At 71.0% G+C, this 15,193-nt stretch carries 12 protein-coding genes; 7 read left to right on the forward strand and 5 right to left on the reverse strand.

Translation table 11 applies throughout. The features are described from left to right. Positions 1-115 precede the first annotated feature (115 nt). Positions 116-1,405, forward strand: a complete 1,290-nt coding sequence (locus K7G59_RS09065; RefSeq protein ID WP_225831999.1) for a citrate synthase — start codon at positions 116-118, stop codon at positions 1,403-1,405. 574 nt (positions 1,406-1,979) lie between these two features. Here the strand turns inward: K7G59_RS09065 and K7G59_RS09070 are convergent. The 4 genes from K7G59_RS09070 to K7G59_RS09085 all read right to left on the reverse strand — a co-directional run bounded on the left by K7G59_RS09070 (position 1,980) and on the right by K7G59_RS09085 (position 5,983). Then, complete coding sequence (locus tag K7G59_RS09070; protein ID WP_225832001.1) at positions 1,980-4,226, reverse strand: cation-translocating P-type ATPase; 2,247 nt, start codon at positions 4,224-4,226, stop codon at positions 1,980-1,982. Positions 4,227-4,338: 112 nt separating this feature from the next. Beyond that, positions 4,339-4,578, reverse strand: a complete 240-nt coding sequence (locus tag K7G59_RS09075; protein ID WP_225832003.1) for a heavy-metal-associated domain-containing protein — start codon at positions 4,576-4,578, stop codon at positions 4,339-4,341. Positions 4,579-4,665: 87 nt separating this feature from the next. After that, on the reverse strand, positions 4,666-5,622 hold the full coding sequence (locus tag K7G59_RS09080) for a PrsW family glutamic-type intramembrane protease (protein ID WP_225832006.1): 957 nt from the start codon (positions 5,620-5,622) through the stop codon (positions 4,666-4,668). A gap of 160 nt (positions 5,623-5,782) precedes the next feature. Continuing rightward, positions 5,783-5,983 carry an AlpA family transcriptional regulator gene (locus K7G59_RS09085; RefSeq protein ID WP_225832008.1) on the reverse strand — a complete coding sequence of 67 codons (201 nt, stop codon included), beginning with the start codon at positions 5,981-5,983 and terminating at the stop codon, positions 5,783-5,785. A 336-nt stretch (positions 5,984-6,319) separates the two neighbouring features. Here K7G59_RS09085 and iolC point away from each other — a divergent pair, with 336 nt between their 5' ends. The 5 genes from iolC to mmsA are packed head-to-tail and all read left to right on the forward strand — an operon-like array spanning position 6,320 to position 12,453. Next, positions 6,320-7,285: a 5-dehydro-2-deoxygluconokinase gene (gene iolC / locus K7G59_RS09090; RefSeq protein ID WP_225832010.1), complete on the forward strand. Its 966-nt coding sequence runs from the start codon at positions 6,320-6,322 to the stop codon at positions 7,283-7,285. A 59-nt stretch (positions 7,286-7,344) separates the two neighbouring features. After that, positions 7,345-8,229 (forward strand): deoxyribose-phosphate aldolase, encoded by an 885-nt coding sequence (locus K7G59_RS09095; RefSeq protein WP_225832270.1) that lies wholly within the window; start codon positions 7,345-7,347, stop codon positions 8,227-8,229. Positions 8,230-8,236: 7 nt separating this feature from the next. Continuing rightward, entirely contained in the window at positions 8,237-9,061 is an 825-nt protein-coding gene (gene iolB, locus K7G59_RS09100; protein WP_225832012.1) for a 5-deoxy-glucuronate isomerase, read from the forward strand. Beyond that, a complete protein-coding gene (gene iolD / locus K7G59_RS09105; protein ID WP_225832014.1) occupies positions 9,058-10,935 on the forward strand; it encodes a 3D-(3,5/4)-trihydroxycyclohexane-1,2-dione acylhydrolase (decyclizing) in 1,878 nt (625 codons plus the stop codon). Before iolB ends, iolD begins: the two co-directional genes overlap by 4 nt. A 15-nt stretch (positions 10,936-10,950) precedes the next feature. After that, positions 10,951-12,453 (forward strand): CoA-acylating methylmalonate-semialdehyde dehydrogenase, encoded by a 1,503-nt coding sequence (gene mmsA / locus K7G59_RS09110; protein WP_225832017.1) that lies wholly within the window; start codon positions 10,951-10,953, stop codon positions 12,451-12,453. A gap of 52 nt (positions 12,454-12,505) precedes the next feature. Here mmsA and K7G59_RS09115 read toward each other — a convergent pair whose 3' ends face one another. Further along, on the reverse strand, positions 12,506-13,327 hold the full coding sequence (locus tag K7G59_RS09115; protein ID WP_225832019.1) for a hypothetical protein: 822 nt from the start codon (positions 13,325-13,327) through the stop codon (positions 12,506-12,508). Positions 13,328-13,761: 434 nt separating this feature from the next. Between K7G59_RS09115 and K7G59_RS09120 the strand changes: the two genes are divergently transcribed. Then, complete coding sequence (locus K7G59_RS09120) at positions 13,762-15,159, forward strand: APC family permease (RefSeq protein ID WP_225832021.1); 1,398 nt, start codon at positions 13,762-13,764, stop codon at positions 15,157-15,159. Positions 15,160-15,193: the final 34 nt, after the last annotated feature.

A 15,193-nucleotide genomic window follows, 5' to 3' on the forward strand; every position in this document is an offset into this window, starting at 1 on the left:
GTGCCGTCAATAGGCCCAATGGTCGACCCCGAGTGCACTCTCCTGAGCCAAATGGGGGATGGTAGAGACAGTCAGGGCACCTCGAAGATGAGGCACTACGTCGGTGAGGGAAGACGTGAGCGACAACTCTGTAGTACTGCGGTACGGCGACGGCGAGTACACCTACCCGGTGGTTGACAGCACCGTCGGCGACAAGGGCTTCGACATCGGGAAGCTCCGCGCGCAGACCGGTCTGGTGACCCTGGACAGTGGGTACGGCAACACCGCCGCCTATAAATCCGCGATCACCTACCTCGACGGTGAGGCGGGCATTCTCCGCTACCGCGGCTACCCCATCGAGCAGCTGGCCGAGCGTTCCACCTTCCTCGAGGTGGCCTACCTGCTGATCAACGGAGAGCTGCCGACCGTCGACGAGCTGACGACGTTCAAGAACGACATCACGCGGCACACCCTGCTGCACGAGGACGTCAAGAACTTCTACAAGGGCTTCCCCCGCGACGCCCACCCGATGGCCATGCTGTCCTCGGTCGTCTCGGCGCTGTCCACGTTCTACCAGGACAGCCACAACCCGTTCGACGAGAAGCAGCGCAACCTCTCCACGATCCGTCTGCTCGCCAAGCTGCCGACGATCGCGGCGTACGCGTACAAGAAGTCGATCGGCCACCCGTTCGTCTACCCGAAGAACGACCTCGGCTACGTCGAGAACTTCCTGCGCATGACCTTCTCGGTCCCGGCGGACGAGTATGAGCTGGACCCGGTCGTCGTCTCCGCGCTCGACAAGCTGCTGATCCTGCACGCGGACCACGAGCAGAACTGCTCGACTTCCACCGTCCGCCTGGTGGGCTCCTCCCAGGCCAACATGTTCGCGTCGATCTCGGCCGGCATCAGCGCCCTGTGGGGCCCGCTGCATGGTGGCGCCAACCAGTCGGTGCTGGAGATGCTGGAGGGCATCCAGGCCGACGGCGGCAACGTCGACTCCTTCATCAGCAAGGTGAAGAACAAGGAGGACGGCGTCCGCCTGATGGGCTTCGGCCACCGGGTCTACAAGAGCTTCGACCCCCGCGCCAAGATCATCAAGGCTGCCGCGCACGACGTCCTCTCCGCGCTCGGCAAGTCCGACGAGCTGCTGGACATCGCGCTGAAGCTGGAGGAGCACGCGCTCTCCGACGACTACTTCGTCTCGCGCAACCTCTACCCGAACGTCGACTTCTACACCGGCCTGATCTACCGCGCGATGGGCTTCCCGACCGAGATGTTCACGGTCCTCTTCGCCCTCGGCCGGCTGCCGGGCTGGATCGCCCAGTGGACCGAGATGATCAAGGAGCCGGGCTCCCGCATCGGCCGCCCGCGCCAGATCTACACCGGTGTCGTCGAGCGCGACTTCGTGCCGGTCGAGGAGCGCTGACGTCTGCTGAGCGCTTGGGCCTGCCGGACCGGCAGGCCATGAGCCGTCAGTGGCGGGCGAAGAAGTGACAAGCGAAGAGCAGAAGGCGCCCTGAGACGCCGGTCCCCCCACGGGCCGACGGCCAGGGCGCCTCCCCATGTCCCGGTGCGGATTCCCCCCACGGGATCCGGCCGGGCGCTCGAGAGGACAGCGCCTGAATCGCTGTCTGAGCACAACGAGCTGACCCGCTGGGCTCCAATGATGCGGTGCGATCTGCCGGGACAGCGCACGCTGGGAGGGCCGCTCAAAGCTTCCCGGTGTACGTGCCCCGGCAACGCATCTCCGAGGAAGTCCCCCAAGACATCCCCAGATGCCGGTGGGCGCCCCCCAAGACGCCGAACCGACATTGCCAACTTAGACCGTCGAACCCCTTCGATGGTTACGTTCGCATCACTGTGACGTGGGTCTCTTGCATGTGTCCCTTAAGTGCGCAAGAGCCCCGGTATGGCGATCGGGGTCCAAGCGTAGAGACAGTGCGCGAGCCTTGTGAAGAGCTTATGTGAGCCCTGCGCGGGACTCCAGGGGGGCTCCTCCTTCAGCGGAAGCGGCGCAGCCGCAGGCTGTTGGTCACCACGAACACCGAGGAGAAGGCCATCGCCGCGCCCGCGATCATCGGGTTCAGCAGCCCCGCGGCGGCCAGCGGCAGCGCGGCCACGTTGTAGCCGAAGGCCCACACCAGGTTGCCCTTGATCGTCGCGAGGGTGCGCCGGGAGAGCCGGATGGCGTCGCCGGCCACCCGCAGGTCGCCGCGCACGAGGGTCAGGTCGCCCGCCTCGATCGCCGCGTCCGTGCCGGTGCCCATCGCGAGCCCCAGATCGGCGGTGGCGAGGGCCGCCGCGTCGTTGACGCCGTCGCCGACCATGGCCACGGTCCGTCCCTCGCGCTGCAGCCGCCGTACGACGTCCACCTTGTCCTCGGGCAGCACCTCGGCTATCACCTCGTCGATGCCGACCGCCTGGGCGACCGCCTCGGCGACCGTCCGGTTGTCCCCGGTGAGCAGCACCGGCGTGAGCCCGAGACCGCGCAGCTCGCGCACCGCCTCGGCGCTGGTCTCCTTGATCGCGTCGGCGACGGCCAGCACCCCGCGGGCCCGTCCGTCCCAGCCCACCACGACGGCCGTACGACCGCCGCTCTCGGCCTTCTCCCGGGCCCGGGACAGGTCTTCCGGCAGGCGCTCGAAGAGGCGGCCCACGGCCACCTCGACGCCTTCCACGTACCCGCGTACGCCCCGCCCGGGCACGTTCTCGAAGTGCTCGACCGGCGGCAGCGCGCCGACCCGCTCCTCGGCGCCGGCGGCGACCGCGCGGGCGACGGGGTGTTCGGAGGCGTGTTCCAGTGCGCCCCCGAGCCGCAGCACCCGCTCGACGTCCTCGCCCTCGGCGGCGTAGACGTCCTGGAGCGTCATGTGCCCGGTGGTGACCGTGCCGGTCTTGTCGAGGACGACGGTGTCGACGCGGCGCGTGGACTCCAGGACCTCGGGGCCCTTGATGAGGATGCCGAGCTGTGCGCCCCGGCCGGTGCCGACCATCAGCGCGGTCGGCGTGGCCAGGCCCAGTGCGCAGGGGCAGGCGATGATCAGCACGGCGACGGCGGCCGTGAACGCCGCGACGACGTCCCCGGTGACGCCCAGCCAGACGCCGAACGTGCCGAGCGCGATGAGCATGACCACGGGCACGAACACCGCGGAGATCCGGTCGGCGAGCCGCTGCACCTCGGCCTTGCCGCTCTGCGCGTCCTCGACCAGTTTGGCCATCCGGGCGAGCTGGGTGTCGGAACCGACCCGGGTGGCCTCGACGACCAGCCGCCCGCCCGCGTTGACCGTCGCGCCGGTGACGGTGTCGCCCGGGGCGACGTCCACCGGCACCGATTCGCCGGTCAGCATGGACGCGTCCACCGCGGAGACGCCCTCGACCACGGTGCCGTCGGTGGCGATCTTCTCGCCGGGGCGTACGACGAACCGGTCGCCCACGGACAGGGACGCCACCGGGATGCGGACCTCACGGCCGTCCCGCAGCACGGCGACGTCCTTGGCGCCCAGCTCCATCAGCGCCCGCAGCGCGGCTCCCGCCCGCCGCTTGGAGCGGGCCTCGAGGAAGCGGCCGAGCAGGATCAGCGCGACGACTCCGGCGGCCACCTCCAGATAGATCGTGGAGGCGCCGTCCGCCCGGGAGACGGTGAGGCGGAACTCGTCGTGCATGCCGGTCATGCCCGCGTCGCCGAAGAACAGCGCCCACAGCGACCAGCCGAAGGCGGCCAGCGTGCCGACCGAGACCAGGGTGTCCATGGTGGCGGCGCCGTGCCGGGCGTTGGTCCAGGCGGCCCGGTGGAAGGGCAGGCCGCCCCACACGACCACCGGCGCGGCGAGCGTGAGCGAGAGCCACTGCCAGTTGTCGAACTGCAGCGCGGGGACCATGGCGAGCAGGACGACGGGCGCGGCGAGCAGCGCCGAGACCAGCAGGCGGTGCCGCAGGGCACCCAGTTCGGGGTCCTGCTGCGCCGTGTCGGGGATCCCGGCGGGTTCCGGCTCCGGCGGTGCGGGTTCCTCGGCGGTGTAGCCGGTCTTCACCACGGTCGCGATCAGGTCGGCGACCTGCACGCCGTCCGCGACGGTGATCCTCGCCTTCTCCGTGGCGTAGTTCACCGTGGCGCTCACGCCGTCCATCCGGTTGAGCTTCTTCTCCACCCGGGCGGCGCAGGAGGCGCACGTCATCCCGCCGATGAGCAGCTCCACCTCGGAGCCGCCGCCGGCTGTCGGGGTCGTCTGTGTGCTGGCGCTGGTCATGTCCGGACTCCAGACAGAGGGAGCGGGCCGTGCGGTCCCGTGTCCGCCGATAGGCGGACGCCGGGCCGCACGGCCCCCTCGGCTTGTGGTCAGCCTTGCGGGCCGGCTGTGGTCAGGCCTTGCCGGCCAGCTCGTAACCGGCCTCGTCGACCGCGGCGCGGACGGCGTCGTCGTCCAGCGGGGCGGCGGAGACGACGGTCACCTCACCGGTCGCCGCGACGGCCTTGACCGAGCTGACGCCGGGGATCTGGGAGATCTCGCCGGAGACGGAGCCCTCACAGTGGCCGCAGCTCATGCCGGTCACCTTGTAGACGGTGGTGACGGGGCCCTGGGTGTCGGTCTGGGCGCTCATGTCGTTTCTCCTCGTGGAGGCATGTGTGGAGGCGTGTGGTGCCTATGGGGTTCACGACGGAACCCCATTGAGCCTTACCGTATACCCCTACGGGGTATTTCTCCAAGAGGTGTCGGGGCGCCGTGGCCCCAGAGACCGCAGCCATGCGAGGCCGGCCAGCGCGACCAGGCCCGACAGTCCGACCCAGAACAGCGTGAACAGATGCTCCTGGGCGGCGCTCGGCCGGGGGATGTACTCCTGCACGAACAACTGCGGGGCCGCCCCGGCACCGGTCAGCCGGATCACCAGCCAGATCGCGATGGTGTGCGTGGAGTCCCACAGGGCGTGCAGCGCGCAGACGCCCAGGCAGGCGCCGACGACCGGTCCGGTGAGCCGGAAGCGCCCGTTCGGGCGGCGGAAGGAGAGCAGGACGCCGCCCGCGATCGCCGTCCACAGGCCGTGTCCGAGAGGGGCGATCAGTCCGTGCAGGACCTCCGTCTCCAGCAGCGCCCGCAGGTCGACGCCGCCCGTGGGCACGGCCGCGCCGAAGGCGCGCCCGGCGCTCTGCAGGGCCGCGAAGCCGAAGCCGACGGCGGCGCCGAGCACCAGCCCGGCCCGAGTCCCGCGGATCCCCGGCTGCCGGCGCAGCGCGAACACCAGCGCGCCGAGCCCGGCCGTCACCTCGGCCAGGCCGGCCCCGGCGAACATCCCCAGGGAGGGGTGCGGCAGATACCACTCCGTCGCCGAGGCGCCGAGCGCCCCGAGGGCGCCGCCGGCCAGGAAGCAGCCGAGGACCGCGCTGACGCCCAGGTCGCGACTGTGCCGCTCGTACGCCCACAGCACGAAGACGACGGGCACCAGGAAGCTGCCCAGCACGATCATGGTCGGCAGCAGGGTGGCGTTCCGGGTCGCGTACGTCACCAGCGCGGTCAGCGCCCACAGGGCGAGCCCGCCGACCAGGCAGCGCCGCCACAGGCCCGTGCCGATGCGGGGGTACGGCGGCGGGGGCTGCTGCGGGCCGGGAATGCGGGCCCGGGGCGCGCCGGGCGGCGGAGAGTGGGTCACGACAGTCCCCTCGTGCTCCTTCGGAATGCTGCTGATGCACCCTTTGTCCGCACCCTATGCAGAGCCGGCCCGTGCCGCAGTCGCCCGCACCCGTTCCGGTGGTGCGCCCGGCGCGCCCGGCCCTCGTCGTCCGGCAGCCGCCAGCCGGCCCGCTCGGTCGTCACGCCTCCCTGCGCGCACGGTTGCCGGGCCGGGAGGCGGCCCAGGCGCGGACGGTGTCGGCGTACCAGTAGGGCCTGCCGCCCTCCACGTGGTCGGGCGCCGGCAGCAAACCGTGCTTGCGATAGGACCGTACGGTGTCCGGCTGCACCCTGATGTGCGCCGCGATCTCCTTGTAGGACCAGAGACTGCGGTCGGTCATGAGTTGCACCTCCCTGTGCGGCGCCGCGGCGGCGGCCGGGGGCGGCCGTCGGGGGAGCCGTGCGCTGCGCTGGCGATCACCAAGCCTGTGCCCGATGGGCGGTGCCCGGTGACCCAGGGCAAGTAGCTGTTGACGGCGTGTGACGGATAACCCGCGTAGAGGTGACATGTGTGACACGACCGGGGTGTTTGTGACACGACCGCCACAAAGGTGTAGGCCGGTACAGCCTGCCCCCGCGCGGCGCTGTCCGAGACTGGTCCGAATGTCTGGACAAAACATTGACAGGCTCGGTGTACGGGACTACAAAGCCGGGAGAGCCATGACGAAGGGAAGCCGATGGCCTACGACCTCATCACCATGGGGCGGATCGGAGTGGACCTCTACCCCCTGCAGACCGGCGTCCCGCTCGCCCAGGTGTCGTCCTTCGGCAAGTTCCTCGGCGGTTCGGCGGCCAACGTCGCGATCGCCGCGGCCCGGCTGGGCCGGCACACCGCCGTGATCACCCGCACCGGGGACGACCCCTTCGGCGCCTACCTCCACGAGGCCCTGCGCGGCTTCGGCGTCGACGACCGCTGGGTCACCCCCGTACCCGGACTGCCCACCCCGGTGACCTTCTGCGAGGTGTTCCCGCCGGACGACTTCCCGCTGTACTTCTACCGGCAGCCCAAGGCGCCCGACCTGGAGATCGACGCCCACGAACTGGACCTGGACGCCATCCGCGAGGCCCGCGCCTTCTGGGTCACCGGCACCGGGCTGAGCGAGGAGCCCAGCCGTACGGCCACGCTCGCCGCCCTCGCGCACCGGGCGAAGTCCGGCATCACCGTCTTCGACCTCGACTGGCGCCCCACCCTCTGGAACGACCCGGCCCGCACGGACCCGGACGCCGCCCGCCCCTTCTACGCCGAGGCCCTGCGCCACGCCACCGTCGCCGTCGGCAACCTGGACGAGGTGGAGGTCGCCACCGGGCTGCGCGAGCCGCACGCCGCCGCCCGCGCGCTCCTGGCCGCCGGTGTCGAGACCGCCGTCGTCAAGCAGGGGCCGAAGGGCGTGCTCGCCGTGAACAGCGGGGGCGAGGCCGCCGAGGTCCCCCCGCTGCCCGTCACCGTCCTCAACGGCCTGGGCGCCGGCGACGCCTTCGGCGGCTCCCTGTGCCACGGCCTGCTCGAGGGCTGGAGCCTGGAGACCACCGTGCGGCACGCCAACGCGGCCGGCGCCATCGTCGCCTCCCGTCTGGAGTGCTCCTCCGCGATGCCCACCCGGGACGAGGTGGCCGCCGCGCTCGACGCCGGAGCGGTGCTGTGAGGGCCGGCCGCGTCGCGGGCACCCGCACCGGGGGCGGCGACGGCGCCCGGCAGACGCGCGTGGACGTCTCCGCGCTGGTCCGCACCCGCACCCACCACCCCGAGGCGATCGCCGAGGCCGCCGCCCGCCGCGCCCGCCGCCCGCTGCTGAACGGCAACGGCCGGCTGATGATCGTCGCCGCCGACCACCCGGCCCGCGGCGCCCTCGGCGTCGGCGACCGCAGGCTCGCCATGGCCAACCGCGCCGACCTCCTCGAACGCCTTTGCCTCGCACTGTCGCGGCCCGGCGTCGACGGCGTCCTCGCCACCGCCGACATCCTGGACGACCTGCTGCTGCTCGGCGTCCTCGACCACAAGGTCGTCATGGGCTCGATGAACCGCGGCGGCCTTCAGGGCGCCCGCTTCGAGCTGGACGACCGGTTCACCGGCCACCGCCCCGAGGACATCGAGCGCCTCGGATTCGACGCGGGCAAGCTGCTGCTGCGCATCGACTACGACGACCCGGGCTCGCTGACCACCCTGGAGTCCGCCGCCCGTGCCGTCGACGACATGGCCGCACGCCGGCTGCCGGTCTTCGTGGAGCCCTTCCTCAGCCGCCGCACGCCCGAAGGGGTGCTGCGCAACGACCTGTCCGCGGAGGCGGTCACCAAGTCCCTCGCCATCGCCTCCGGCCTCGGCGGCACCTCCGCCTACACCTGGCTGAAGGTCCCGGTCAGCGAGAACCCGGACGACATGGCCAGGGTCATGGAGACCTCCACCCTGCCCGCCGTCCTGCTCGGCGGGGATATCGGCGACTCGCCCGAGGACCAGGTCGCCGCCTACGAGAAATGGCGCGGCGCGCTCCGGCTCCCCACCGTGCGCGGCCTGGTGGCCGGCCGCTCGCTGCTGTACCCGGCGGACGGCGATGTGGCCGCCGCCGTGGACACCGCCGTAGGACTGCTGTGAGGGCCGCATGACCAGCACCGACCTGCATCTGCCCGGGGGCGCGACCGCGAACGCCCCGTACGCCGTCGACATCGGCCCCGAGCGCGCCGGCTGGACGCATTGCAGCCTGCGTGTCGTGGAGCTGACACCGGGCGGAACGCATACGTTCACGACCGGGGACAGTGAATGGATCGTGCTTCCGCTGCACGGCGGATGTACCGTGCGAATCGAGGAAACGGAGTTCCAACTCCTGGGCCGGGACAGTGTCTTCGCGTCGGTCTCCGACTTCGCGTACGCACCCCGGAACGCCCGGGTCATGATCGCCTCCGGCGCGGGAGGCCGCTTCGCCCTGGCAGGAGCGAAGTGCGAGCGACGACTCCCCGCCCGCTACGGCCCCGCGCCGGAGGTCCCCCTCGAGCAGCGTGGCAGTGGCACCTGTGCCCGCCAGGTGAGGGGCTTCGCCGCAGCGGACGCGTTCGACTGCGACCGGCTCATCGCCGTCGAGGTGATCACACCGGGCGGGCACTGGTCGTCGTACCCGCCGCACAAGCACGACGAGCACCGGCCGGGGGAGGAGAGCGAGCTGGAGGAGATCTACTACTTCGAGATCGAGGGCCGCGCCGGAATCGGCTACCAGCGCGTGTTCCCCTCGCGTGAGGGGGGCGCCGACGTCCTCGCCGAGGTCCGCTCCGGCGACGTCGTGCTCGTCCCCGACGGCTGGCACGGCCCGTCCATCGCCCAGCCCGGGCACGACATGTACTACCTGAACGTCATGGCGGGCCCGGGGGAGACCCGGGAGTGGCGGATCAGTTTCCACCCCGACCACGTGGACACCACAGGGGGTTACCGATGACGACCCGGCTGACCGTCGCGCAGGCACTCGTCCGCTTCCTCGCCGCCCAGTACACCGAACGCGACGGCGAGCGGCGGCGGCTGATCGGCGCCACCTGGGGCATCTTCGGGCACGGCAACGTCGCCGGGATCGGGCAGGCGCTCGTCGAGTACGCCGACGTCATGCCCTACCACCAGGGCCGCAACGAGCAGTCCATGGTGCACGCGGCCGTGGGCTACGCCCGCCAGTCGGGCCGGCTGTCCGCGCACGCGGTGACGACGTCCATCGGCCCGGGCGCCACCAACCTGGTCACCGGCGCCGCCCTGGCCACCGTCAACCGCCTTCCGGTGCTCCTGCTGCCCGGCGACGTCTTCGCCACCCGCCCCGCGGACCCGGTCCTCCAGCAGCTGGAGGTGCCGTACGCGGGCGACGTGTCGGTCAACGACACCCTGCGCCCGGTGTCGAGGTACTTCGACCGGATCACCCGCCCGCAGGCCCTGGTCCCGAGCGCGCTGCAGGCCATGCGGGTTCTGACCGACCCGGTGGAGACCGGCGCGGTCACCCTGGCCCTGCCGCAGGACGTGCAGGCGGAAGCCTTCGACTGGCCGGAGGAGTTCTTCGCCGAACGCGTGTGGACCGTACGCCGGCCGGGGGCCGACCCCGCCGAGCTGACCGAGGCCGTGCAGGCGGTACGGGCGGCGCACCGGCCGCTCGTGGTCGCGGGCGGCGGCGTCCACCACAGCCGCGCCGAGGCGGCCCTCGCCGGGTTCGCGCAGGCCACCGGGATCCCGGTCGCCTCCACCCAGGCGGGGAAGGGCTCCCTGCGCTGGGACCACCCGCAGGACGTCGGCGGCATCGGCCACACCGGCACCGCGACCGCCGACGACCTCGCCCGCACCGCCGACCTGGTGATCGGCGTGGGCACCCGGTACACCGACTTCACCACTGCCTCCGGCACCCTCTTCCAGAACCCGGACGTCCGCTTCCTCAACCTCAACATCGCCTCCTTCGACGGACACAAGCTGGGCGGCGTCCCCCTGGTCGCCGACGCCCGCAGCGGCCTGCACGCGCTGACCGAGGCACTGGCGCTGCACGGGCACCGGGTCGCCGACTCCTATGTCGCCGAGTACACCGCGGGCAAGGAGCGCTGGGAGCAGGTCGTGGACGCCTGTCTCCAGGCCGTCGAACCGGACGTACGGCCGACCCAGCCGCAGGTCGTCGGCGCCCTGGACGCCCTGGTGGACGAGTCGGACATCGTCGTCAACGCGGCCGGCTCGCTCCCCGGCGACCTGCACCGGCTGTGGCGGGCGCGGTCGTACGACCAGTACCACCTGGAGTACGGCTACTCCTGCATGGGCTACGAGATCCCGGCCGCGATCGGCGTGAAGCTGGCCGCGCCGGAGCGGAACGTGTGGGCGCTGGTCGGCGACGGCACCTATCTGATGATGCCGACGGAGATCGTGACGGCTGTCCAGGAGGGCGTCGCGATCAAGATGGTGCTCCTGCAGAACCACGGGTACGCGTCCATCGGCGGCCTGTCGGAGTCGGTGGGCGGCGAGCGGTTCGGCACCGCCTACCGCTTCCGGGCCGGGGACGGGACCTACACGGGCGCCCCGCTCCCCGTCGACCTCGCCGCCAACGCGGCCAGCCTGGGCATGCGGGTGCTGCGCGCGAAGACCGTAGGGGACCTGCGCACGGCACTCGCCGAGGCGCGGGCCGCCGACACTCCCACATGTGTCTACGTGGAGACCGAAACCTCCGACACTGTGTCGGGCGCGCCTGCCGCGCAGGCCTGGTGGGATGTTCCTGTGGCCGAGACCGCGACCCGCTCGTCCGCGGTCAGGGCACGCGAGCTGTACGAACGGCACGTCTCGACCCGACGCCGCCATCTGTAAAAGGAGTTTCTGGGCATGACGAAGATCGTCAACCACTGGATCGGCGGCAAGACCGTCGAAGGCGCGTCGGGCACGTACGGGCCGGTCACCGACCCGGCGACCGGCGCGGTCACCACCAAGGTGGCGTTCGCGTCGGTCGAGGAGGTGGACGCGGCCGTCGCCGCCGCGAAGGACGCCTTCACGACCTGGGGGCAGTCCTCGCTCGCCCAGCGCACCGCGATCCTGTTCAAGTTCCGTGCGCTGCTGGACGCCCACCGCGACGAGATCGCCGAGCTGATCACCGCCGAGCACGGCAAGGTGCACTCCGACGCGCTCGGCGAGGTCGCGCGCGGCCTGGAGATCGTGGATCTGGCCTGCGGCATCAACGTCCAGCTGAAGGGCGAGCTGTCGATGCAGGTCGCCAGCCGCGTCGACGTGGCCGCCATCCGCCAGCCGCTCGGTGTCGTCGCCGGCATCACGCCGTTCAACTTCCCGGCGATGGTTCCGATGTGGATGTTCCCGATCGCCATCGCCTGCGGCAACACCTTCGTGCTGAAGCCGAGCGAGAAGGACCCGTCGGCGTCGGTCAGGCTCGCCGAGCTGCTCGCCGAGGCCGGTCTGCCGGACGGCGTCTTCAACGTCGTCCACGGCGACAAGGTGGCCGTCGACCGGCTGCTGGAGCACCCGGACGTCAAGGCCGTCTCCTTCGTCGGCTCGACCCCGATCGCGCGCTACATCCACACCACCGCCTCCGCGAACGGCAAGCGGGTCCAGGCCCTCGGCGGCGCCAAGAACCACATGCTGGTCCTGCCGGACGCCGATCTGGACGCGGCGGCGGACGCGGCGGTCTCCGCGGCGTACGGCTCGGCGGGCGAGCGCTGCATGGCCATCTCGGCCGTCGTGGCCGTCGGCTCGATCGGCGACACCCTGGTGGAGAAGATCCGCGAGCGCGCCGAGAAGATCAAGATCGGTCCGGGCAACGACCCGGCGTCGGAGATGGGCCCGCTGATCACCAGGGCGCACCGCGACAAGGTCGCCTCGTACGTCTCCGGCGCCGCCGCCGAGGGCGCGGAGGTGGTCCTGGACGGCACCGGCTACACCGTGGAGGGCTTCGAGGACGGCCACTGGATGGGCATCTCGCTGCTCGACAAGGTGCCGACCGGCGCGAAGGCCTACCAGGACGAGATCTTCGGCCCGGTGCTGTGCGTGCTGCGCGTGGACACCTACGAGGAGGGCGTGGCGCTCATCAACGCCTCGCCGTTCGGCAACGGCACCGCGATCTTCACCCGGGACGGCGGCGCGGCCCGCCGCTTCCAGCTGGAGATCGAGGCCGGCATGGTCGGCGTGAACGTGCCGATCCCGGTGCCGGTCGGCTACCACTCCTTCGGCGGCTGGAAGGACTCGCTCTTCGGCGACCACCACATCTACGGCAACGACGGCACGCACTTCTACACCCGCGGCAAGGTCGTGACCACCCGCTGGCCCGACCCGGCCGACGCCCCCGCGGGCGTGGACCTGGGCTTCCCGCGCAACCACTGACGCCGTACGGTGCCCCGTCCCGCGCGTGCGCGAGGGCGGGGCACCGGTGTGTTCAGCCCTGCTGCTTCTTGAGCACGTCGGTGAGGTCGGCGGTGCGCGCGGCGGGCGGGGCCTTGACGGCGACCGGCTTGCCGAACTTCTCGAAGTCCATGGTCACCGTCATGGTGCCCATCTTCTGCTTCAACCGCACCGGAAGGTCGTCGGGGCCGACCCACACGTCCATGACGACCGAGGTCGCTCCGGTCACCGCGCTCATGGGGCTGCCGTCGCCGTAGACGTCCTTGAGCCTGCCCATGTGGTCCTGGTCGACCACGGCGCGGTAGTGCGTGGTGCGCCGTCCGTTCACGGTCTGCGTGCCGAGGTCCGTGACGTCGTCGGCGTACTTCAGGCCCTTCATGGAGGCCGAGGGGCTGCCGTTGTCGCCGGCGAGGGCCTGGGCGCCCTTCTTCCCGAACACGGCCGAACCGTCGACCTTGATCCAGTCCTTGCCCTTGTACGGGCCGGAGGCGAAGGTGTCGACGTCGTAGTAGTAGACGCCGTCGACGAACAGGACGTGCGTCCTGGGGGAGCGGTTGACGGCCTGCATGTGCACGGCCCTGGTGTCCGTCTCCACGTCGAAGGCGTACCCGTCGCCCCAGGAGTACGTGCCCTCCATGGCGACCGGGCCGCTGGTGCCGGGGTAGACCGTCATCCGCACCTCGGCCGAGCCGAGAGCCTCCGTCCGGTCCGTCGCCCGGGCCAGCGCCGCCATCACCTTGTCGGCGTTGTCGACCGCCTTGACCGCCGCCTTCGCGCCCTCCGTGCCGCACCCGGAGGCCGCGACCAGCGCCGCCACCGTGAGAACCGCCCAGGCAGCGGTGTGTCGCGTCTTCATGTCCCCACCCAAAGCTGTGTGCCGGTTGTGAGCGGCGACTCTATCGGCGCTGACTGACATGGACGCGACCGTTTTATCCGTCCGGATACCGGACGCCCTGACATTTTTTTGACACCTTGGCTGCGGTTCCCGTTCGGGCGGGATGAAACGGGTGACGAAGGGGTTGCGTGCAGATGACCATGGAAAGCAAGGTCACACTTGCTCAGGGCTTGATGGATGCACCAACAGCGGTCTGCGGCCTGGGAAAGTGATGTGACGTGCGACGTATCGGAACTACGGATTCCGAAGGTAAATGGCCATTGACGTGGCGGTTTTCGTCGGGGTTCCCTATGGCAGCGCCGGGAGCGGACCAGATGAACGTATGGCGATCCGCCGGAGGCGATAGCGCTCCCGACCCCACCCTCAGTCGCACGAGTCGATCGGAACCGCCGCATATGACCGACACGCTCAGCCCTGTCGAGACAGCCGTCATGGAGGGCACGGACAGCCCCCAGAAACTCAAGCGTTCCATCGGCGTCGTCGGCGGCACCCTGCTGACGCTGTCGTGCGTCACCCCCGCCTCCACACTCTTCGTGATCGTGCCCGACCTGTTCTCCAGCCTCGGCACGGCGACGGCCCTGTGCATCGCCATCGGCGCGCTGCTCTGTATCCCCGTGGCCTTCTGCTACTCGGAGCTGGGCACCCTCATCCCCAGCGCGGGCGGCGAGTACGCGATCGTCTCCACGCTCGCCGGACGGCTCGCCGGCTGGCTGGCCTTCGTGATGTCCCTCCTCGTCGTGATGATCGTCCCTCCGGTCATCGCGATGGGCACCGCCGACTATCTCGCCCCCGTCATCCACCTCGACCCGTCCTGGACCGGCGCCGGGGTGATGATCGCCGCCACCCTCGCCGGCCTGCTGGACCTGCGCGCCAACGCCTGGATCACCGGCATCTTCCTGGTCCTGGAGGTCGTCGCGGCCGGTGTCGTCGCCGTCCTCGGCTTCACCCACACCCATCGCGGCGTGAGCAGCCTCGGCTCCCTGCAGGTGGCCGGCGCCCACACGCACGTCGACGCCGTCACCGCCATGATGGTCGTCTCCGGGCTCGCCATCGCCCTCTTCGTCACCCAGGGCTTCTCCACCGCCGTCTACCTCTCGGAGGAGCTGGAGAACCCGCGCCGCAACGTCGCCCGCACCGTCCTCGCCACGCTGGCCATCTCCACCCTGGTCATCATCGTGCCGGTCGCCGCGATCACCCTGGGCGCCGGTGACCTGAAGTCCCTGACCGGCGGCGACATCAGCAGCATGGTCATCGCCTGGAGCAACTCGGCCGTCGGCACCTTCGTCAGCCTCTGCGTCGCCCTCGCGATCATCAACGCGGGCATCGTCATGGTCATCCAGAACTCCCGCGTCCTGTTCGCCTCCGCCCGCGACAAGGCCTGGCCCGCGCCGGTCAACAACGCCCTGGCCAAGCTCGGCCGGTTCGGCTCCCCCTGGGTGGCCACCCTCGTCGTCGGCGTCCCCGGCGCGTTCCTCTGCTTCGTCAACCTCGACACCCTCTACGGCGTGACCGGCGTCGCCGTCACCGGCCTCTACCTGCTGGTCGCGATCGCCGCGCTGCTCGCCCGGCGCGGACCGCACGGCGAGAAGAAGGTGTGGCGCATGCCGCTGTGGCCCGCGATGCCGGTCCTGCTGATCGCGGTCCTCGTCTACATCCTCGTGGAGCAGGACCCCACCTACCTGATCTGGACCGGCGGCATCACCGCCGTCGCCACCCTCTACTGGGCCTTCTACCTCCGCCCCCGCCGCGAGACCCGCTGGCTCGTCTCCCTCCCGGAGGACGTGCAGGCCTGACGGTCCCCCCCGTCCCCCAACCCCTGTCCCCCCA

This window comes from Streptomyces sp. NK08204, assembly GCF_020400585.1.
In the GTDB taxonomy this organism is placed as follows: Bacteria; Actinomycetota; Actinomycetes; order Streptomycetales; family Streptomycetaceae; genus Streptomyces.

Bases quoted from the DNA above. Each gene is read 5' to 3' on its own strand.
- K7G59_RS09070 (WP_225832001.1), bottom strand. From the start codon at position 4,226: ATGACCAGCGCCAGCACACAGACGACCCCGACAGCCGGCGGCGGCTCC.
- K7G59_RS09075 (WP_225832003.1), bottom strand. From the start codon at position 4,578: ATGAGCGCCCAGACCGACACCCAGGGCCCCGTCACCACCGTCTACAAG.
- K7G59_RS09085 (WP_225832008.1), bottom strand. From the start codon at position 5,983: ATGACCGACCGCAGTCTCTGGTCCTACAAGGAGATCGCGGCGCACATC.
- iolC (WP_225832010.1), top strand. From the start codon at position 6,320: ATGGCCTACGACCTCATCACCATGGGGCGGATCGGAGTGGACCTCTAC.
- iolB (WP_225832012.1), top strand. From the start codon at position 8,237: ATGACCAGCACCGACCTGCATCTGCCCGGGGGCGCGACCGCGAACGCC.
- iolD (WP_225832014.1), top strand. From the start codon at position 9,058: ATGACGACCCGGCTGACCGTCGCGCAGGCACTCGTCCGCTTCCTCGCC.
- mmsA (WP_225832017.1), top strand. From the start codon at position 10,951: ATGACGAAGATCGTCAACCACTGGATCGGCGGCAAGACCGTCGAAGGC.
- K7G59_RS09115 (WP_225832019.1), bottom strand. From the start codon at position 13,327: ATGAAGACGCGACACACCGCTGCCTGGGCGGTTCTCACGGTGGCGGCG.
- K7G59_RS09120 (WP_225832021.1), top strand. From the start codon at position 13,762: ATGACCGACACGCTCAGCCCTGTCGAGACAGCCGTCATGGAGGGCACG.